Raw genomic sequence first — 17,310 nt, 5'->3', positions numbered from 1 at the left:
CCATGCGCACCTTCGTTCTCATCCATGGCGCCCGAGATGTGGGCTGGTATTGGCATCTGGTGGAGGCCAACTTGCGGCGTAACGGCCATGACGTGGTGGCGCCAGACCTTCCCTGTACGGATGATGCGGCCGGGTTCTCCGACTATGCCGACACTGTCATCGAGGCCATTGGCGAACGCAGCGGACTCGTCGTGGTGGGCCAGTCGCTTGGTGCGTACACGGCGCCGCTCATATGCGCCAGGAAGAAGGCCGATCTCCTCGTGCTCGTCGCCGGTCTGGTTCCGGCTCCCGGAGAAGCCGCGGCGGACTGGTGGACCAACACCGGCTATGGGGAAGAGGTGCACGGGCGCTATACCAACGACATCGAGCTCTTCTACCACGACGTGCCGGCGGATCTCGCCGCCGAGGCGCTACACCGCGGGCGGCATCAGTCCGAAACGCCGATGCGCGATCCCTGGCCGCTCGCCGCCTGGCCCGACGTGCCGACGCGCTTCATCCTTTGCCGCGACGACCGGCTGCTGCCTGAAGCGTTCCTGCGCCGTGTCGTCAGGGACCGGCTTGGGATTACGCCCGACGAGATCGATGCCGGGCATTGCGTTGCGCTAAGCCGGCCACAGGAACTGGCTGACCGCCTCGAAAAGTATCTCGCGTAACCACCCTACGCCCTCCGGGGGCTTCGGGTGGCGTAGGCGATTGCGCGGAACTTCCATATCGCCGTATAGTTAATTCCTGCCCTCCGAAGCTTTAGCGAAGGAGGGTCGGGAAATGATCCGGTTAGTCAGTGCAGGAGTTCTGGATGTACCGGCTCCCCGCCTTCGCTGCGGCCTTCATGTGGATCGTCACGACGACGGCGGCGCAAGCCGAATGCCGTCAGGAGATCGTGACCTGCGAAAGCACCTGTCCCGATCTTCAAGACGAAACGGAGACCGGCTGCATGGAGCGCTGCCGCAGCATCATCATCTGCGAGGCCGAGCCCCGGCGGTCGGCGAAAAGCCGTCTGCCGGACAGCGCTCTGCCGTCAGATCAACTGCCCCGGAGCCGTCTGCCCGCAAGCCATCTGCCGGACAGCTTCCTGAACTGACTGCCTTGCACTCACTATCTGCCGCATGTGCCGCCCGCTTGGGCGCCTTTGAAGCGGTTTTCGATCCAGCTCATCACCTGAGGGACGCTCTTCACGGCGATCAGGCCGTGGTCGACCCCTGGTAGTCTCAGATAGGAAACGGCCTTGTTGGTTCGGCACAAGCCCCGCACATAGTCGGTCGTCACCTTGGGGATGACGAGCGTGTCGGCGGCACCTTGGGCGATCAGCACCGGCACACGGATGGGCAGGGCGGCCGGGTTGTTGGAGGCCATGAGGCCGCGCCAGGGCTGCCGGCTGTCAGGGTCGTAATTGAGGAAATGCTTGCCCAGATCCTGCTCGGCCGAAAGCGCGCCAAGGTCGCCGCCGATACTGCCGATGCAGTTCTTGTCGATATGCCGGACGATCTTGAGCGTGGTCTCATTGACGAGCCCGTCGAGGGCGATGCCGTAATTGCGCGACCATGCGAGGAGCGTCATGGCCGCCAGGATCCGTCCCGGTACGGTATTGATGTCGTCATCGAGAAGGACGCCGAGATTGGTCGCCGGCGCCGCCGCGGCGACACCCAGCAGTGTCAGTTCTGAGGCATAGGACCTGGCGAGGCTCGCCGCGAAAAGGGCGGCGTGACCGCCTTGCGAATGTCCCCAGAGGACGAAACGGCTTCCGGCCTGGGCCTCGGGCAGGTGACGGATCGCCCTGACCGAGTCGAGCACCGACTGGGCTTCGCCGACCCCGATCAGAAAAGGTATCTTGCCGGTCGTACCGAGGCCCGGATAGTCGGTGGCGACCACAGTATAGCCCTGGACGATCATGTCCTTGACGCCCGGGATGGCGAGCGGGTCGGAGCGGAGCGACGGCGCGCATTTGCGCACCACACCGGTCGTCGGATGCGCCCAGGCGACGACCGGCCGCGCGGCACCCCGGGGGAATGTGGACACCACCGCCATGCCGGAGGCGCCGACCTTCTGGCCTCGGTGATTTCGCGTGACATAGAGGATGCGATAGGCCTTGGCACGATAGACGAAGGGGATATCGATCGGCTGGGCGCGGATGAGCGTGCCAGGCGCCCCGGCGAGGTCCTGGGGGCGTATGGTGTAAAAACGATCCTTCTCAGAAACCGGCTTGGCCGCTGCCGGCGCAAGCATGGCGACACAGTTCAGCAGGAGAACCAGGCAGGCGATGAGCTTGGTCATTGTTGTCCCCGACTATGGCAGGCGCTTTCCGAGCGTCGCCCGGATTTGTAACGGCCCGGCGAAGCTTTACCCGATCATTAACAATCCGCAAGATTCACCGCGACAAATTCAATAGGACTGCTTAAATTCGCCCGGACGCACGAAAGTGCAACAACAGGGACAGGGGTCAGGCTCATGAGATACGGACGGCTTGCGGCAATAGTTTTCGCCGGTATCGCTTGTGCGACAGCGGGTTCGGCCTTCGCAAAGAGCGGGGTCAATGTCGGCGTATTGAAATGCACCGTCGATGGCGGGATCGGGCTGATCCTGGGATCGAGCAAGGACATGAAATGCAGCTTCGCCCCATCGGGGGGAGGCCCTGCGGAGTTGTACAAGGGCAAGGTCAACAAGATCGGCCTCGACATCGGCGTGACCGAGAAGAGCTACATCACCTGGGTGGTGTTCGCGCCCGGCAAGCTCAATCATGGCGCTCTCGCCGGCAGCTATGTCGGGGCGACCGCGGATGCCGCCATCGGCGTCGGCCTCGGCGCCAATGTGCTGGTCGGCGGTTTTGACAAATCGGTCGCGCTTCAGCCTCTGAGCGTCTCAGGCGAGGTCGGGCTCAATGTCGCTGTCGGCATCGGCGACGTCGAACTGGTCGCCGTTCACTGACGATCTACTTCTCCAGGAAGTCTCCGCATTTGGGCGGCAGCAGCGCGCCCCACGGCATGATCGGCACGGTCGACGTCGAATTCTGCGGGCTGCCTTCGATGAGCTTGTCGGTATAGCTCAGATAGACGAGCGTGTTGCGCTTGGCGTCGCAGCCGCGCGAGATGTGGAATTTCTTGAAGAACAGCGAGCGGCGCATCCGATAGACGTCATCGCCCTGGACGAATTTCCCCTTGAAGGTGACGGGCCCGGTCTGGCGGCAGGAGAGCGAGGTTTCCGAGCGCTCCTCGGCAAAGCCCGCCCAGCCGCTCCAGCCGCCGATCTCGGGCACCGTGAAGTGGCAGGCAATACCGTCGATCAGCGGATCGTCGAGCGCGTAGGTCGCAAGCTTCGCATCGGGCGAGAGCATGCGCCACACCGTCGTCTTCTTGAAAATGAGCTCGGGATCGTCGGCCTCCTGGGCGGCAATGGGCGCAGCGGCGAGCGCGAACCCGGCAACGGCCAAGGCCAGATAGGCAGCGCATTTACGCATGACGGTCCTTCCTTTCGGTCCTGGCAAAGATGGGCCCGACCGCCGCGATTTCAAGACGTTGCCTTGAGACGTTCGAAACCCGCCTTAATGTCGGCGATGAGGTCGTCAGGGTCCTCGAGCCCGATATGGAAGCGCAAGCACGTGCCCTCGCGCGCCCAGGGCTTGGCGGTGCGGTATGGCTTAAAAGGCACGCACAGGCTCTCGAAGCCGCCCCAGGAATAGCCCATGCTGAAAAGCTCGAGCCCGTCGAGGAACTGGCCGATAGCGGTCTCGCTCTGCGGCTTGAGCACCACCGAGAAGAGCCCGCTCGCACCGGTGAAGTCGCGCTTCCACAGCTCATGGCCGCGCGTGCCGGGAAGGGCGGGATAGAGCACCTCATCGACTTCCGAACGGGTCTTCAGCCATTCGGCGATCCGAACCGCGCTCTTCATGTGGCGCTCGAGCCTGACATCGATGGTGCGCAGGCCCCGGAGCGTCAGATACATGTCGTCGGGCCCGGCGAACTGGCCCATCGTCTCATAGCCTTCCTTGAAGCGCGGCCAGGTCGCCTCGTTGCAGGTGACGGCGCCCATCATCGCATCCGAATGGCCGACGATGTATTTGGTCGCCGCATGCACCGAGATATCGCCGCCATGGGCGAAGACGTTGAAATAGCGCCCGCCCGACCAAGTGTTGTCGACGACGACGAGCGCCCCCGCTTTATGCGCGGCCTCGGCGATCGCCGGCACGTCCTGCACTTCCATCGTCTGCGAGCCCGGGCTCTCGCAATAGACGATGCGCGTCGACGGGCGGATGAAGGCCGAGACGGCGCCGGCGAGCAGCGGGTCGTAATATTCGGTGACGACGCCCCAGTTCTTGAGCAGCGTGTCGCAGAAGGTGCGCACCGGCGCATAGACGCTGTCCACCATCAGGAGATGATCGCCGGGCTTGAGGAAGGCGAGGAGGGTGGTGGTGACGGCGGCAAGCCCGGAGGGCGCCACCTTGCTGGCGAAGCCGTTCTCCAGCGTCGCGATCGCCGTTTCGACCGCCCGCGATGTCGGCGTGCCGCGCCGCCCATATTGATAGGTCTGCTTGCGCTCTTTCAGCGCCTGGTAGGTCGGATAGAGGATGGTCGAGGCGTGATAGACGGCCGGCGACACGATGCCGTGCTCGGAATAGTCGCGGCCGGTGGCGATGAGGCGGGTCGCGGGTTTGAGGGTCTTGGGATCGGTCTTGGATTTCGCCATGGTTCTTGTGATGTCTCAAGCTATGATGCCTGGGGTTAGCACGGCTTGCGCTTGAGGGAAAAGACATGGGTGACATGTCGCCATTGGGGAGGTTCATTCTCATCGCCATGCTGTGGGGCGTGCGCTTCGCTGCGGGCGCGCTGGCGGCGATCTTCGCCCTGGTGGTCTGGCAGAAGGGGTTATCGGCCGCCGCGGCCGGATTCACCCAACAGGACTATGCCCTCCTTGCCGTGCTCGCCACGCTCGTCATCGCCGCTCTCTGGTTTGCCCGCACGCTGGCGCGCGAGATCAAATCCCCTTGATCTGCTTCCATGCCTCATAGAGCGTCGAATGCAGCAATTGCGGCCTCTCGCCGAAGCGGACCACGATGAGGTCCTTTTCCGGCATGAGATAAACCGCTTGCCCGCCATTGCCCATGAAATAGGTGAAGCGGCCGTTGAGCGGCTCGCCGGCGCGGTCGAGGATGTCGTGCCAGGCATGCAGGCGATAGAGCCCCTGGCGCACCTCGTCATCGCTCAGGTCCTGCCCGATGAAGGCCTGGCGGAAGGCGTCGGGCAGCAATTCATGGCCCAAGGCGCCGTTGCCCATGATATAGCGCGCGGCGAGGACCCAATCGCGGGCCCGCGCATAGAGGCAGCAATAGGCCGATATGTCGAGGTCTGCGCCATAGCGGCGCCATTCGGCACCCTGCGCCCCGGCCGGCAGCCAGATATCCGCCGAGAGGCGCTTGTCGAGAGCGCCGAGCAGGGAACCGAGCAAAGCGGTGTTGACGTTCTGATAGCTGAAGATGCCACGCTTGCCGGGGTCGCTGACGAGCTTCGGCGCGAGCCCGGCAAGGCCCCGCATATGAAGCCGCGCCATCGGGCCGAAGGGGTTGGATATGGTGCCTTCGAGATCCTTCTCGGGCACGCCCGAGGCCGTCTTCATTTCGTCCGTCTCGAAGACGATGCCGCTTTTCATGTCGAGAAGCTCGCGCGGCGTCACGCCCAGCCCATTGATGGGCGCATCGAGGCCCGGCATCTCGCCTTGCGCGATGGCCCTGAGCGCCATCAGGCCGACCAGGCTCTTGACCAGCGAATAGGAGTTGAACCGCGTGTCGCGCGAGAAACCGGGCGCATAATATTCGAGCTTGAGCCGGCCGCCCTGATAGACGAGGAGCGCCTTGCCGCCGCTTTCCGAGAAGAGCTTCGCCAGAGGGGGATTGAGCGTGGTCTGGAGGGTCTCGCCGAGACTGTCGCCGGAGGCGCCCGGTATCGTGGCGAAGAAGCCTCTCGCCGGCCATTCCGGCCGCGGAAAGCCTTCCGCCAGAAGGGCCGGGAGGTAAGGCGCGTAGAGCACGGCGCCGAGGACGAGCACGCCAAGCGCGAGAAGCGAACGAACCAGCCAGCGAAGAAGGGTAGGGCGCAAGGGAATCTCGAAAGAGAGGGTGCGAGGTATATTCCCGGCCTTTGTGGCGGATTTTTTGCGGGCCTAAAGTCCAAAGGCCTCCTTGATCCGCAGCGCGCAGGCCTCGGGCGTGGCAGTGCTGGTGTCGATTTCGAGATCATAGGTCTTACCCGCATGGACGCGGTCATATTGCCAGCGGGCGAGCCCGATCAGGCGGTCTTGGCGCTGACGTTCCCGTTCTTCGAGGATAGCGAGGGGCGCGAAGACACCGACAAAAGAGACATGGAAGCCGGCGAGCAGAGACTTGTACTCCTCCATCTCGGCGCCGAGCATGACGTCATCGACGATGAGGTTGTTGCCTTCGGCCGCGAGGGCGGCAATGGCCCGCCGCATGCCGCGGAGCGCGCGCTGCACGACCTTGCCCGACTTGATGGCAACCATGGGCTCGCCGTTCTGGGCAATGGTTTCGAAAGTGAAGCCGTCGGGATGGTTCTCATAGGACGAAGGCAGCATGTCGAGGAAGGCATCCATGGCGACATGGAGATAGGGCTCGGCCGTCACGTCCTGCAAAGCGTGCGCGATCGTGCTCTTGCCGGCGCTGCCGACACCATTGAGGATGATGATACGTGACGTCATCTCCAAGGCATAACCGGATTCAGCTCAATGGAGAACAGATCGCCGGGAACCGCGCCCAGGGCCGATCATTGACTGGATGGGAAGGCAAGGGAGTCGATCCCGATTGCCAGCAACGGAGTTCCCCCATGGGTTTCTTTTCGAAGGATATCAAGACATTGGACGACCTTTTCGTCCACACCCTGCGCGACATCTATTACGCCGAGAAGAAGATCGAGAAGGTGCTGCCGAACATGGCGGACCGGGCCAGCGATGTGAGCCTCAAGGACAGTTTCGATCGCCATCGCGACCAGACCGGCCTTCATATCGAGCGGCTGGAGAAGGTCTTCGAAATGTATGGCGCCGAAGCCAAGACCATCGGTTGCCCGGCCATCGAGGGCATCATCGAGGAGGCGGACGAGGTTTCGGGCGACATCGACGACGACAAGGTGATGGATGCGGCCCTCATCGCCGCCGCCCAGGCCGTCGAGCATTATGAGATGACCCGCTATGGCACGCTGATCGCCTGGGCGCGCGAGCTCGGCCGCAACGACTGCGCCGAGATCCTCGAGGAGACGCTGGCCGAGGAAAGGGCGACCGACCAGGTGCTGACCAATCTCGCCGAAAGCCGGATCAATCTGAGGTCTGCGGCCTAGTCAGTTCTTCTCAGTCGGGAGATTGGCGTCGCGGCTGAGGACCCATCCTGCTTCGCGCCCAACGGCGCTTCGCAGGACTGCAGATTTTCCTACGCGAAGCAGGATGGCCCTCCGAAGCTTTAGCGAAGGAGGGCTGTCGCACCTTTGCCCTTCCGGCAGGCCTCCCTTGAATTAGGCCCGTTAACCCAGTACCTAGCACCCCGGAATGGAGAAATATGCCGATGAATTCAGAATTGCGGGTGGCCGAGAAGAAGGACTGGCTCAAGGGCGCCACGGGCGACTGGGAGATCATCATCGGCATGGAGGTGCACGCCCAGGTCACCTCCAAATCCAAGCTGTTTTCCGGCGCTTCGGCCGAATATGGCGGCGAGCCCAACGACCATGTCTCGCTCGTCGATGCGGCGATGCCCGGCATGCTGCCGGTGATCAATGAATTCTGCGTCGAGCAGGCGGTGAAGACGGGCCTCGGCCTTAAAGCGAAGATCAATCACCGCTCGGTCTTCGACCGCAAGAACTACTTCTATCCCGACCTGCCGCAGGGTTATCAGATCTCGCAGTACAAGCAGCCGGTGGTGGGTGAGGGCGTCGTCAGGATCGATGTCGAGGACGGCCGCGCCATCGACGTCGGCATCGAGCGCCTCCATCTCGAGCAGGATGCCGGCAAGAGCCTGCATGACCAGCATCCAAATATGAGCTTCGTCGACCTCAACCGCTCGGGCGTGGCGCTGATGGAAATCGTCTCCAAGCCCGACATGCGCTCGGCCGACGAGGCCAAGGCCTATGTCACGAAGCTCCGGCAGATTATGCGCTATCTCGGCACCTGCGACGGCAATATGGAGGAAGGGAGCCTGCGCGCCGACATCAATGTCTCGGTGCGCCGCCCGGGCGAAGCCTTCGGCACGCGCTGCGAGATCAAGAACGTCAATTCCATCCGCTTCATGGGCCAGGCCATCGTCTATGAGGCCCGTCGCCAGATCGGCATCCTGGAGGACGGCGGCAAGATCGAGCAGGAGACGCGCCTCTTCGATGCCAGGAAGGGCGAGACCCGCTCGATGCGCTCGAAGGAAGAGGCGCATGACTATCGCTATTTCCCCGACCCCGATCTGCTGCCGCTCGAGCTCGAGGCGGACTGGATCGGCCGCATCGAGAAGGCCCTGCCGGAGCTCCCGGACGAGAAGCGCGCCCGCTTCATCAAGGATTTCGGGCTTTCGGCCTATGACGCCGACGTGCTCATCGCCGAGCGCGCCTCCGCCGACTATTTCGAGACGGTGGCCAAGGGACGCGACGGCAAGGCGGCGGCGAACTGGGTCATCAACGAGCTCTTCGGCCGGTTGAACAAGGAAGGCAAAGCCATTGACGAGACACCGGTTTCGGCCGGTCAGCTTGGCGCCATCATCGACCTCATCGGAAGCCGCACGATCTCCGGCAAGATCGCCAAGGACATCTTCGAGATCGTCTGGACGGAGGGCGGCGATCCGGCCGAGATCGTCGAGAAGCGCGGCCTGAAGCAGGTCACCGACACGGGTGCCATCGAGAAGGCGGTGGACGAGATCATCGCCGCCAATCCCGACAAGGTGACCCAGGTCAAGGCCAAGCCCACCATGCTCGGCTGGTTCGTCGGCCAGGTCATGAAAACCACGGGCGGCAAGGCGAATCCCCAGTCCGTTAACGAAATTCTGCGCCAAAAACTCGGCATTTAGCCTAACCGTTAAGAATTTTCTTAGATTTACCAACAACTTACGCCGCAGTTTCGATTCTGATGGATTGGCGCTATACTCCGTACCCGGAATGATGATGGGGGGCGCGCGCCTTTCGGGAGGCCGCGCCATCGGAGGTTTATGCATGGCCAAGGCAGCGAAGAAGGTCGTTAAGAAAACGGCCATAAGGAAGCCTGTATCCAAGCCGTCGGCGCGCCGGCCGGTGAAGGCGTCGCATCGTATGAAGCCGGCCGCGTCGGTCTCGGGCAACAAGGAGCGGTTCACGCTCCATGGCTTTGCGCTGTCAGGGCCTACTTACACCGTGGCGCTGATGCTCTCTCTGTGCCGCCATCCTTTCTCCTACATCCACGTCAATTTGCGCGAGGGCGCCCAGAAGCAGCCGGACTATTTGGTGAAGAACCGCTACGGCCAGGTGCCCTGCCTGCGCGACGGCCAGATTTTCCTCAGCCAGTCGGCGGCGATCCTCGAATATCTCGCCGGCAAGCTCGGCAGGTTCGACGGCAAGACGGAGTTCGAGCAGCAGCGCGTGCGCGAATGGATGTTCTGGCTGTGGGACAAGCTTGCCACCCAGGTCTTCAGGCTGCGCCAGCGTGCCCGGGGACTTCGCCAGTTCGGCGATGAGGTGAAGGTCATGTATGACAGCGAGGCCCGCGCCGCGCTCGCCGTGCTCGACCACGAGCTCGGCAAGTCGGAGTGGCTCACCGGCCGGAGGCCCACGATTGCCGATATCGACACTTATGGCGTCATCCGCTTCGCCGCCGAGGCCGGGCTCGATCTCTCGGCCTATCCGAGGATCGCCGAATGGAAGAAGCGCTTTGAAGCACTGCCGGGTTTTGCTACACCCGAGCAGCTCCTGCCGCTCGAAAGCAGGCTGCTCTAGGGATTCCGAGGCCAGATTTGACAGTCGAGACTGAAACCGGCCCGACCGGGCCGGAATTGGAGACGGATGACTCTGTCTCGCAGAAGAAGCCGCGCCGTGCCGGACGTTTCGCCTGTTTCCTCGGACTTGTCTTCGGCCTTGCGGGCGCGCTCGCCGGCTGGCTCGGCAATCTGTGGATCGCCTTCGATGTCTTCGCGCAGTTCTCCCTGCATTTCTGGCTGATCGCCGCAGCCTTCGGCCTGGGCTTCATCATGCCCTTCGCCCGCGTGCTCACCGCCATCATCGTCCTTATCATTGGCGTCCTGGTCATCGGCAGCCTGCCGCATCTGGAGGCTGCTTCACCCGAAGCCCAGATTCAGGCGCCGGCCGGGCACCGCCTCATCCGCCTCATGTCGTTCAACAGCTGGATGGGGAACGGCAATGTCGACGCCCTGGCGGAGGAGATCGAGCGCAGCGATCCCGATATCCTGCTGATGTTCGAATTCGGGCCGGAGAAGCGCGCCCTGAAGGACCGCCTGCGCGGCCGCTACGGCTATCAGGAGGACTGCGTCCACCTCGAGCACTGCTATATGGCGGTGTTCTCCAAATATCCGATCGCCGATTCGGAGAGCCATGCCAGCTGGGTGGGGCCGCCGATGATCCGCGTCACTTTCGGCAAGGAATTGGGCGATCTCACCGTCATCGGCACCCACACCATCCGCTTTCCCTATCTCAGGGCGCAGCTGACGCAATTGGGCGAGCTCGGCGACCTGGTGCGCAAGCTGTCGGGCCCGCGCATCGTGGCGGGCGATTTCAACGCCACGCCGACATCGCGCATGCTGAGTGTCTTCGAGCAGCGTTCGCTGTTGCGCCGGCTGGACGGCTTCCTGCCGACATGGCCCGCCCGCTTGCAGCTGCCGCAGCTCGCCATCGATCACATCTTCGCCAGCGAGGAAGTGAAGAGCGTGGAGAAGGTGCGCATTGGCGGCAATGCCGGCTCGGATCATTTCCCGCTCGTCGTCCGCATCGCCGTTCCGGTCGCGCGCTGATCTCCTGGTTAGCGCGCTGTAAATGCGGGCCCTTGGCCCTCGCGTCTAATCGCCTGGAATGACTCGATATTTCCGAAAATCGAGCGGCAGCCCTTCAGCCGCCGTTAAGCCTCTCGGTTAACCCGGCCTTGGCGGTTGGCGAGTCATTCTCATCTCCGCACGGTCACACAGAAAAGACCGGCGGGAAGTCGAACAGAGAAGGACAGGAGCATGGCTCGCTCTGAGATGCCGTCGCGGCCTGAGGGCACGTCGGCGGAGATGCTTTTCCATCTCGGCATGATGTATTGCCTCGGCCACGAGGTCGAGCAGGATTACGTTGCGGCGCATAAATGGTTCAACATCGCGGCCTTGCGGGGCAGCGCCGAGGCGCGGCACTATCGTTGCGAGATCTCGCGCGAGATGACGGCGAACCAGATTGCCGAAGCACAACGCCAGGCACGCGCCTGGATCAGCATCCACTGATTATCGATCGGTCTCAATATTCGGGCGAATAGTCGCCGCCCTTCAGTTCCTGCTCGCTGATGAAGCGCTGGAACTGGCTGTCGAGCAGCTTGCGCTCGCGCTGCTGCCGGTTGATCTCGGACTGGATGAGATCGGCGTTGAGATTGATGTTGTCCTGCTCGCTATTGAGCTCGGGCAGGGGATCGTTGTCGGGCGAATAGGTGTGGCCGCCGGGGATGAAATTCTCGGCTGCGAGAGCAGGGAAGGCCAGCGCACCGAGGAAGGCGACACTCAAGATGATCCGGCGCATTTTACTCTCCTGCGGACTTGTTTCGCGGGGCCGACGATGAGGTAGGCCCGCCAAGATTCACTCAACGCCGGCGACTGTCGCACGGTTCCCGCGGCGAGGCAATTGGCCTGAGGTGCCATGCGCTAAATGTGATTCCATTCCTTACAAGATTTTCCTTCACAGCCGGAGCAAATCCGGGCATGAGGTGACCCGCGCCGGAGACGTGGCCGAGAGGCTGAAGGCGGCGGTTTGCTAAACCGTTATACGCCCTTAAAGGCGTATCGAGGGTTCGAATCCCTCCGTCTCCGCCATAAATTGAAGTTATCGGATTGGTGTTGCTAGGTTTTTCGATTTTAGTCCGGTCGTCGTCCTGGTCTGAGTCCTAGTTCGATCGACGAGCCTCTCTGAGTTACGTCGACCGGATCAGACAATTCCGACAGATCGGCCATTTCATCTCCGGCTCATCCTCATCGTATAGGAGACGACGGCGCCGATCAGAAGTCCCATGCCAAGGCCGAACAAGCTTGCGAAGGGATAGGGTGTCAGCTCGAGCCAGGCCAGCAGGAACGTGACGAGGGCCAGGCCCGCCAGGAGAATTTCACGTCTCAGGGGCTTGGCCGATCTGTTCATCAGCGAATCCCCGAATGCTTCAATCGAGTTGGTGAAGACGGCGGGAAATGTAGACGTCGTCTTCGATGCGTCTGATCCAGCTCAGGGGAATCCGCCGAGTGGGCGTGTGCGAAATGATTTCGCCCGATGCCACGTCGGCCACATAGCCCGCGCGCTTTCCGTCGGCGGTGATGATCTCCATATCGGGCTTGATCAGGCCGGCAGGTACCAAGGCGAATTTATTCAGCATGTTCTTACCCTGTGCTGGCAGGGCGACAATTCTGCGCGACGGCCTTGGTTCCTTCTGGTGTGGCGCGATCGTCACAGTTCCCCAAAATCTCCGCCGACATCTGAGATTGAGCTGGAATTGTGAGCCGACTCCTTACACATTCATCGCAAGTTACTTCCGATCCTCCTCGAAAAAATATGGGGAAACTGGGGATGGGGGCTTTCGAGCCTCCTTTTCTTTAGGAAGAAGCTGTTGGCTCCGATATGCGAGGCGATTGGTCTTTCGCTCTGTGTACGGTTTCCGACAGTGGGTTTAGGTCCGAAGCGGTCGCAAACTTTTTATTGTAGGCGCAATGGCAACTGTAAAATCCAGTGAATATGAGCGTCGCGCCAAGCAATATCGAGAGCAGGCGGACGACTGTCGCCGGCAGGCCAAGAACGCGTTCGCGTCCTCGGTCGTAAGCCTGGCCTTCATGGCGGAGACTTATGAGGGCTTGGCTCTTCAGATGGAAGAGCTGGCCAAGATGTATCGCGCCGGCTAGGCCGATAGCGGTCGCAAGGCGCGCGTCAGGCCGGAACCTTTGGGCAGGCAGCGCGTTGATAGCTGTCGCCTTGCCGCCCCTTCCCAAAGCCCCTCGGCAGGGCGTCACCCATCTGACCCGCCCGTGATGCTTATCACCTAGGGCGGGTTTTTCTTTGTACGGACGCTTGAGCGAGAAGGATCCCAAAACCACTGTCACCGTCAGTATACGGAATTTGGGATCAGCATAGCTTTCGACAATAATCAAAAAGGAACAACGAAACCCGTCACGAGTTCTCCCGCTACAATTCGATGATGTCAGGAGGATACTGTGGTACAGGCAAGCGTGGCTGGAGAGATGACTGGAAAACCCTTGATTGAAAGCGATCGGGTTGAAGGCACCGATGTCTATGATCCAGCCGGAAACAACATAGGCGATATCAAGCGGCTGATGATCGACAAGATCAGTGGCCGCGTCTCATATGCGGTAATGTCTTTCGGTGGCTTCTTAGGGATAGGCGAACAGGAGCACACGATTCCTTGGAACAAGCTCGAATACGACACATCGCTTGGCGGCTATAGAACGGACATCACAGAGGAGCAGCTGAAAGGCGCGCCAACCTTCTATCGTGACAGAGAGTACGATTGGACGGATCGGGCCCGCGAGCGTGAGCTTCACGATTATTGGAGCGCTCCCTATTACTGGGACCGCCCGTAGCGGTTTCTTCGCGCCTTCGCCGGCGTCATCCCTGGGCCCATCGTCTGGTTTGTCGCGAGCTGACGCCGCATGGACTTCACTCAGATCGGCCAGCATGTCGTCGCCCTGTCGGCGGCCTATGCCTTGGCGTTTCCCATTGGTTGGGACCGTGAGCGCGAGGCGCGGAGCGCGGGTTTGCGGACTTTTCCGCTCGTCGCCCTGGCAAGCTGCGGATTCATCCAAGCCGCGGAAGCCCATCTCCAGCAATCGCCGCAGGCCGTCGCCTATGTCGTCGAAGGCCTGATCACCGGCATGGGCTTCATTGGCGGCGGCGCGATCCTGAAGCATGGCGCCTCGGTCTATGGCACTGCGACGGCGGCGAGCCTGTGGGCCACGGGGGCCATCGGCACCGCCGTCGGGCTTGGCGCCTATGAAGTGGCAACCACCATTGCCGTCGTCACGTTCTTGACGCTGAAACTCCTGCCGCTCATCAAGGAAGAGAGCCAGCCGGAAGCGCCGGCGCCCTCGGTGTCGAAGCGCAAACGTAAAGCAGGGTCTGATAAATGAACCTCGCTCGGTCGATCGAGATTGCAGTCGCGATCAGGGTTATTCAGTGCTTTTCCTCGCCCGGGCGCGGTCGAGCCTTCCGAACTCCGTCATAATGTTCACCAGCACGCTGGCGGTCCAGCCAAAGGTGAAAAGCCCCGACATAGCGATGATCGGACCGATCAGCCGCCAGCGGTCCGGCAAAACGACATTGCCCTCTCCAAGGGTCGTATAGCTTTCAAGGACATAGTAATAGCAGTTGCGAATGCTGGGTATGATGTCCATCAGATTGAGCGGCACTGCCCACAGAAACGTCTCGATCAAATGAACAACCGCCAGCGAACCGATCGCGATGGCAAGTAGCGAGTCAGTGCGCCAATGTGGCGTCGTGGGAGTCACTTGAGCCCAAGCCGCGCTGAAGCGGCGATTGACCAGCCGCATGCCTATCCCGTGCACGAAAATAATGATGATCAGGATCAGGACGCCGACGAGAACTTCAAGAATCGGGTCAGGCGAAATTTGATCGTCCATTGTCTATCCACTTTATGACGGCCCAAACCGTCAACTTGATCTGCACAGGACGCTACCGCCGAATCACTTCGCACGCCAAGCGTTCACTCCGGAAACCATGATGCCGGGGTTCAGCATCGAATAAATCAGCGTGAAAAAAGTGCCGTTGCGCTTCTATCTGGCTGGCACCACGCGCCAGATTTTGTTGCCGACATCGTCGGCGACGAGGAGGGCACCCTTGCGGTCGACGACCACCCCGACCGGCCTGCCATAGGCCTTGTCATCGGGACTGAGAAATCCCGCCAGGACATCCTGCGGTGGTCCGGAAGGCTTGCCTGCTGTGAACGGAAGGAAAATCACCTTGTAGCCGCTGCGCGGCTTGCGGTTCCAGGATCCGTGCTGGCCGACAAAGGCGCCATTCTTGAAGGCAGCCCCAAACAGATCGCCTTGGTTGAATGCGAGACCAAGCGAGGCGGTGTGCGGCCCAAGGGCGTAGTCAGGCTTGATGGCTTTGGCGACCAGTTCGGGCTTCTGGGGCTCGACGCGCTCATCGACATGCTGACCGAAATAGCTATAGGGCCAGCCATAGAAACCTCCGTCTCGCACCGAGGTCATATAGTCGGGAACGAGGTCGCTGCCGAGCTCATCACGCTCATTGACGACGACCCAGAGTTCGCCGGTTACGGGATTCCAGGAAAGGCCGTTGGGATTGCGCAGGCCCGAGGCGAAGAGACGCATTTGGCGGGTCGCCAGATCGATCTCGTGCACGGCGGCGCGATTGACTTCCTCATCCATTCCGTTCTCGCCGACATTTGAATTGGAGCCGACGGTCGCATAAAGCTTGGCGCCGTCACGGCTGGCGATGACATCCTTGGTCCAGTGATGATTGCGTCCGGCGGGGAGATCGACGATTTTTTCCGCCGCCGCGGTTATCTCCGTCGCACCCTCTTGGTAGGGAAAGGCGACGATGGCATCGGCATTCGCAACATAAAGCTTGCCGTCGAGCAGTGTCATGCCGAAGGGCGAATTGAGTCCGGTGAGGAACGGTTGCGTTATTTCGGCAACGCCATCGCCGTCCTGGTCACGCAATGGCGATATTCTATTGGCGCTGGGGACTTTTGCTCCGGCTTGGCGCTCGAACAGGTCCATGACCCAGCCCCGAAGGCTGAAGCCTTGATCGGGCTTGGGAGGGGCATCGCTTTCCGCGACCAGGACGTCGCCATTGGGCAGCACATGCAGCCAGCGCGGATGATCGAGCCCGCCGGCGAACTCATTGACGGCAAAGCCTGAAGCGGCGATCGGCATGCTCCCCTCAGGCCACTGAGCAGCTGTAGCAATATTGACTGTCGGGATCAGAGTCGGATTGGGTTCCGGCAGGATGGGATCGGGCCCATAGCCTTGTTCAATCGGAACTGTCGCCTGTTCGCGAGAGAAGAGGAACAACGCACCTCCGGTGGCAATGCGGATAACGGCAAGCACGAGAAGGGCGCCGAGGAGCCTTTTCACCAGAACCTCATGAGTAAGTGATCCCAAACGCTGGTTGGGCCTTTTTGGTTGCAGAAACTATCTTCGCGGATCGCTCGGCAAGGGGGCGAGGGGAACTCGAACGCGTCACTCACGTTGAAATTTCAACTACCCACCGAAACCCTGCCTTCGGCTGGATCGCCTCAATTCTGGATATTGGAGTTCTCGGTGATGGCCAATGACGAAAGCCAAATCCGTTCTCTGTTGGGCAAATTCACGGGCGCCCTCCATGACAGGGATGCAGCAGGCGCTATAGCTCTGCTGGCCGAGGACGCGGTTACATTCGACCTCGCTCCGCCGCTGGAGCAGGGACCGGACGCTACCCACAATCCGGCGCTGTTGGATGAATGGTTCCAGACATGGAAAGGGCCGATCAACTCCGATTCGCTCGACCTCAAGATCGCCGTTGGTGGCGACGTAGCCTACGCCACGGGCTGCAGCACATGACCGGAACCAAGAAAGATGGCCAGGAAACGGATCTTTGGTTTCGTGCGACGGCCTGTTTCCGGCGCGAGGGCGGCCAGTGGCGCATTAGCCACATGCACAATTCCGTGCCGTTTGCGATGGATGGGAGCGAAAAGGCGCTGCTCGACTTAAGGCCGGAACGGGCCACGCCCTTGCGTGGCCGTGCTTGAGAACATGGCTACCGTTCCCACTCCCGAACCAGATACCCCTGCGCCACCGGGGCCGACACCGCCTGGTCCATTGCCACGGCCGGCACCTCCACACGATCCACTGCCAAGTCCCGAACCGCCAAATCCGACACCGCATGCCTGGTTGCCGCCGGCATCGACCTAGGCGGCCGGTCTCACCACGGTCCCGAAAGAAACGAAAGCCCCGGAACACTGGTCCCGGGGCTCTCATGGGCGCCTTTTCGACCTTGGGGATCGGGTTTTTGGCGCGCCAAAACCAGCTAGCCACAATTTTAACCTAGCGTCAATTTAGAGGCAACTGAATCTGACCTGACGTCATTGACTGCTTTGGTGCTA

The 17,310-nt window shown here is 61.5% G+C and carries 24 protein-coding genes and 1 tRNA gene; 15 read left to right on the top strand and 10 right to left on the bottom strand.

Annotated features, from left to right (window positions below):
- The first annotated feature begins 2 nt into the window (after positions 1-2).
- Together DS839_RS03335 and DS839_RS03330 are read left to right on the top strand one after the other, a co-directional pair.
- Positions 3-653 (top strand): alpha/beta hydrolase, encoded by a 651-nt coding sequence (locus DS839_RS03335; RefSeq protein ID WP_119268877.1) that lies wholly within the window; start codon positions 3-5, stop codon positions 651-653.
- Between the two features lie 143 nt (positions 654-796).
- Positions 797-1,081, top strand: coding sequence for a hypothetical protein (locus tag DS839_RS03330; protein WP_119268876.1), 285 nt, complete (start codon positions 797-799; stop codon positions 1,079-1,081).
- A gap of 14 nt (positions 1,082-1,095) precedes the next feature.
- Here DS839_RS03330 and DS839_RS03325 read toward each other — a convergent pair whose 3' ends face one another.
- Positions 1,096-2,271 carry an alpha/beta fold hydrolase gene (locus DS839_RS03325; protein WP_119268875.1) on the bottom strand — a complete coding sequence of 392 codons (1,176 nt, stop codon included), beginning with the start codon at positions 2,269-2,271 and terminating at the stop codon, positions 1,096-1,098.
- 174 nt (positions 2,272-2,445) lie between these two features.
- On the opposite strand from DS839_RS03325, the gene DS839_RS03320 reads away from it, so the two are divergent.
- A complete protein-coding gene (locus tag DS839_RS03320) occupies positions 2,446-2,922 on the top strand; it encodes a DUF992 domain-containing protein (protein WP_119268874.1) in 477 nt (158 codons plus the stop codon).
- A 4-nt stretch (positions 2,923-2,926) separates the two neighbouring features.
- On the opposite strand, the gene DS839_RS03315 is transcribed toward DS839_RS03320, so the two are convergent.
- Together DS839_RS03315 and metC are read right to left on the bottom strand one after the other, a co-directional pair.
- Positions 2,927-3,451, bottom strand: a complete 525-nt coding sequence (locus DS839_RS03315; protein ID WP_119268873.1) for a CreA family protein — start codon at positions 3,449-3,451, stop codon at positions 2,927-2,929.
- Positions 3,452-3,501: 50 nt separating this feature from the next.
- Positions 3,502-4,677, bottom strand: a complete 1,176-nt coding sequence (gene metC / locus DS839_RS03310) for a cystathionine beta-lyase (RefSeq protein ID WP_119268872.1) — start codon at positions 4,675-4,677, stop codon at positions 3,502-3,504.
- Between the two features lie 65 nt (positions 4,678-4,742).
- On the opposite strand from metC, the gene DS839_RS03305 reads away from it, so the two are divergent.
- Positions 4,743-4,979, top strand: a complete 237-nt coding sequence (locus tag DS839_RS03305) for a hypothetical protein (protein WP_119268871.1) — start codon at positions 4,743-4,745, stop codon at positions 4,977-4,979.
- On the opposite strand, the gene DS839_RS03300 is transcribed toward DS839_RS03305, so the two are convergent.
- Both DS839_RS03300 and DS839_RS03295 read right to left on the bottom strand, forming a co-directional pair.
- A complete protein-coding gene (locus DS839_RS03300; RefSeq protein ID WP_162918271.1) occupies positions 4,966-6,084 on the bottom strand; it encodes a serine hydrolase in 1,119 nt (372 codons plus the stop codon). The two genes, DS839_RS03305 and DS839_RS03300, sit on opposite strands and share 14 nt — an antisense overlap.
- Positions 6,085-6,147: 63 nt before the next feature.
- A complete protein-coding gene (locus DS839_RS03295; RefSeq protein WP_119269363.1) occupies positions 6,148-6,699 on the bottom strand; it encodes a chloramphenicol phosphotransferase CPT family protein in 552 nt (183 codons plus the stop codon).
- A 125-nt stretch (positions 6,700-6,824) separates the two neighbouring features.
- Between DS839_RS03295 and DS839_RS03290 the strand changes: the two genes are divergently transcribed.
- The 5 genes from DS839_RS03290 (at position 6,825) to DS839_RS03270 (ending at position 11,419) form a co-directional block, all read left to right on the top strand.
- The gene (locus DS839_RS03290) at positions 6,825-7,331 is read left to right on the top strand and encodes a YciE/YciF ferroxidase family protein (protein ID WP_119268869.1); all 507 of its coding nucleotides are present in this window, start codon (positions 6,825-6,827) and stop codon (positions 7,329-7,331) included.
- A 221-nt stretch (positions 7,332-7,552) separates the two neighbouring features.
- Positions 7,553-9,031 carry an Asp-tRNA(Asn)/Glu-tRNA(Gln) amidotransferase subunit GatB gene (gatB, locus tag DS839_RS03285; protein WP_119269362.1) on the top strand — a complete coding sequence of 493 codons (1,479 nt, stop codon included), beginning with the start codon at positions 7,553-7,555 and terminating at the stop codon, positions 9,029-9,031.
- Between the two features lie 142 nt (positions 9,032-9,173).
- Complete coding sequence (locus DS839_RS03280) at positions 9,174-9,929, top strand: glutathione S-transferase family protein (protein WP_162918270.1); 756 nt, start codon at positions 9,174-9,176, stop codon at positions 9,927-9,929.
- Positions 9,930-9,946: 17 nt separating this feature from the next.
- The gene (locus tag DS839_RS03275; protein WP_162918269.1) at positions 9,947-10,957 is read left to right on the top strand and encodes an endonuclease/exonuclease/phosphatase family protein; all 1,011 of its coding nucleotides are present in this window, start codon (positions 9,947-9,949) and stop codon (positions 10,955-10,957) included.
- Positions 10,958-11,167: 210 nt separating this feature from the next.
- Complete coding sequence (locus tag DS839_RS03270; protein WP_368911114.1) at positions 11,168-11,419, top strand: SEL1-like repeat protein; 252 nt, start codon at positions 11,168-11,170, stop codon at positions 11,417-11,419.
- Positions 11,420-11,432: 13 nt separating this feature from the next.
- Here the strand turns inward: DS839_RS03270 and DS839_RS03265 are convergent, their stop codons facing one another.
- The gene (locus tag DS839_RS03265; protein ID WP_119268865.1) at positions 11,433-11,708 is read right to left on the bottom strand and encodes a hypothetical protein; all 276 of its coding nucleotides are present in this window, start codon (positions 11,706-11,708) and stop codon (positions 11,433-11,435) included.
- Positions 11,709-11,904: 196 nt separating this feature from the next.
- On the opposite strand from DS839_RS03265, the gene DS839_RS03260 reads away from it, so the two are divergent.
- A tRNA-Ser gene (locus DS839_RS03260) sits at positions 11,905-11,998 on the top strand.
- Between the two features lie 139 nt (positions 11,999-12,137).
- Here DS839_RS03260 and DS839_RS03255 read toward each other — a convergent pair.
- The gene (locus DS839_RS03255) at positions 12,138-12,317 is read right to left on the bottom strand and encodes a hypothetical protein (RefSeq protein WP_119268864.1); all 180 of its coding nucleotides are present in this window, start codon (positions 12,315-12,317) and stop codon (positions 12,138-12,140) included.
- Positions 12,318-12,336: 19 nt separating this feature from the next.
- Positions 12,337-12,546 (bottom strand): DUF2171 domain-containing protein, encoded by a 210-nt coding sequence (locus tag DS839_RS03250; protein ID WP_119268863.1) that lies wholly within the window; start codon positions 12,544-12,546, stop codon positions 12,337-12,339.
- Between the two features lie 331 nt (positions 12,547-12,877).
- Here DS839_RS03250 and DS839_RS03245 point away from each other — a divergent pair, with 331 nt between their 5' ends.
- The 3 genes from DS839_RS03245 to DS839_RS03235 all read left to right on the top strand — a co-directional run bounded on the left by DS839_RS03245 (position 12,878) and on the right by DS839_RS03235 (position 14,308).
- The gene (locus tag DS839_RS03245; protein WP_119268862.1) at positions 12,878-13,066 is read left to right on the top strand and encodes a hypothetical protein; all 189 of its coding nucleotides are present in this window, start codon (positions 12,878-12,880) and stop codon (positions 13,064-13,066) included.
- A gap of 309 nt (positions 13,067-13,375) precedes the next feature.
- Complete coding sequence (locus DS839_RS03240; RefSeq protein WP_368911112.1) at positions 13,376-13,762, top strand: PRC-barrel domain-containing protein; 387 nt, start codon at positions 13,376-13,378, stop codon at positions 13,760-13,762.
- Positions 13,763-13,831: 69 nt separating this feature from the next.
- Positions 13,832-14,308 carry an MgtC/SapB family protein gene (locus tag DS839_RS03235; RefSeq protein WP_119268860.1) on the top strand — a complete coding sequence of 159 codons (477 nt, stop codon included), beginning with the start codon at positions 13,832-13,834 and terminating at the stop codon, positions 14,306-14,308.
- Between the two features lie 39 nt (positions 14,309-14,347).
- Here DS839_RS03235 and DS839_RS03230 read toward each other — a convergent pair whose 3' ends face one another.
- Complete coding sequence (locus DS839_RS03230; protein ID WP_119268859.1) at positions 14,348-14,818, bottom strand: ion channel; 471 nt, start codon at positions 14,816-14,818, stop codon at positions 14,348-14,350.
- Between the two features lie 153 nt (positions 14,819-14,971).
- Positions 14,972-16,258, bottom strand: coding sequence for a PQQ-dependent sugar dehydrogenase (locus tag DS839_RS03225; RefSeq protein ID WP_438816494.1), 1,287 nt, complete (start codon positions 16,256-16,258; stop codon positions 14,972-14,974).
- Between the two features lie 234 nt (positions 16,259-16,492).
- Here DS839_RS03225 and DS839_RS36275 point away from each other — a divergent pair, with 234 nt between their 5' ends.
- Positions 16,493-16,768: a YybH family protein gene (locus DS839_RS36275; protein WP_162918268.1), complete on the top strand. Its 276-nt coding sequence runs from the start codon at positions 16,493-16,495 to the stop codon at positions 16,766-16,768.
- On the top strand, positions 16,765-16,956 hold the full coding sequence (locus DS839_RS36270) for a nuclear transport factor 2 family protein (RefSeq protein ID WP_162918267.1): 192 nt from the start codon (positions 16,765-16,767) through the stop codon (positions 16,954-16,956). The genes DS839_RS36275 and DS839_RS36270 overlap by 4 nt, the downstream gene beginning before the upstream one ends.
- The last annotated feature ends 354 nt before the right edge of the window (positions 16,957-17,310 follow it).

It is taken from the genome of Taklimakanibacter deserti (assembly GCA_003574785.1).
Note: the sequence above shows the minus strand (reverse complement) of the source record. Positions and strands in the feature narration are given on the sequence as shown.

Coding starts and splice junctions, on each gene's coding strand:
- DS839_RS03335 (WP_119268877.1), top strand. CDS start 3: ATGCGCACCTTCGTTCTCATCCATGGCGCCCGAGATGTGGGCTGGTAT.
- DS839_RS03330 (WP_119268876.1), top strand. CDS start 797: ATGTACCGGCTCCCCGCCTTCGCTGCGGCCTTCATGTGGATCGTCACG.
- DS839_RS03325 (WP_119268875.1), bottom strand. CDS start 2,271: ATGACCAAGCTCATCGCCTGCCTGGTTCTCCTGCTGAACTGTGTCGCC.
- DS839_RS03320 (WP_119268874.1), top strand. CDS start 2,446: ATGAGATACGGACGGCTTGCGGCAATAGTTTTCGCCGGTATCGCTTGT.
- DS839_RS03315 (WP_119268873.1), bottom strand. CDS start 3,451: ATGCGTAAATGCGCTGCCTATCTGGCCTTGGCCGTTGCCGGGTTCGCG.
- metC (WP_119268872.1), bottom strand. CDS start 4,677: ATGGCGAAATCCAAGACCGATCCCAAGACCCTCAAACCCGCGACCCGC.
- DS839_RS03305 (WP_119268871.1), top strand. CDS start 4,743: ATGGGTGACATGTCGCCATTGGGGAGGTTCATTCTCATCGCCATGCTG.
- DS839_RS03295 (WP_119269363.1), bottom strand. CDS start 6,699: ATGACGTCACGTATCATCATCCTCAATGGTGTCGGCAGCGCCGGCAAG.
- DS839_RS03290 (WP_119268869.1), top strand. CDS start 6,825: ATGGGTTTCTTTTCGAAGGATATCAAGACATTGGACGACCTTTTCGTC.
- gatB (WP_119269362.1), top strand. CDS start 7,553: ATGAATTCAGAATTGCGGGTGGCCGAGAAGAAGGACTGGCTCAAGGGC.
- DS839_RS03280 (WP_162918270.1), top strand. CDS start 9,174: ATGGCCAAGGCAGCGAAGAAGGTCGTTAAGAAAACGGCCATAAGGAAG.
- DS839_RS03270 (WP_368911114.1), top strand. CDS start 11,168: ATGGCTCGCTCTGAGATGCCGTCGCGGCCTGAGGGCACGTCGGCGGAG.
- DS839_RS03265 (WP_119268865.1), bottom strand. CDS start 11,708: ATGCGCCGGATCATCTTGAGTGTCGCCTTCCTCGGTGCGCTGGCCTTC.
- DS839_RS03255 (WP_119268864.1), bottom strand. CDS start 12,317: ATGAACAGATCGGCCAAGCCCCTGAGACGTGAAATTCTCCTGGCGGGC.
- DS839_RS03250 (WP_119268863.1), bottom strand. CDS start 12,546: ATGCTGAATAAATTCGCCTTGGTACCTGCCGGCCTGATCAAGCCCGAT.
- DS839_RS03245 (WP_119268862.1), top strand. CDS start 12,878: ATGGCAACTGTAAAATCCAGTGAATATGAGCGTCGCGCCAAGCAATAT.
- DS839_RS03235 (WP_119268860.1), top strand. CDS start 13,832: ATGGACTTCACTCAGATCGGCCAGCATGTCGTCGCCCTGTCGGCGGCC.
- DS839_RS03230 (WP_119268859.1), bottom strand. CDS start 14,818: ATGGACGATCAAATTTCGCCTGACCCGATTCTTGAAGTTCTCGTCGGC.
- DS839_RS36275 (WP_162918268.1), top strand. CDS start 16,493: ATGGCCAATGACGAAAGCCAAATCCGTTCTCTGTTGGGCAAATTCACG.
- DS839_RS36270 (WP_162918267.1), top strand. CDS start 16,765: ATGACCGGAACCAAGAAAGATGGCCAGGAAACGGATCTTTGGTTTCGT.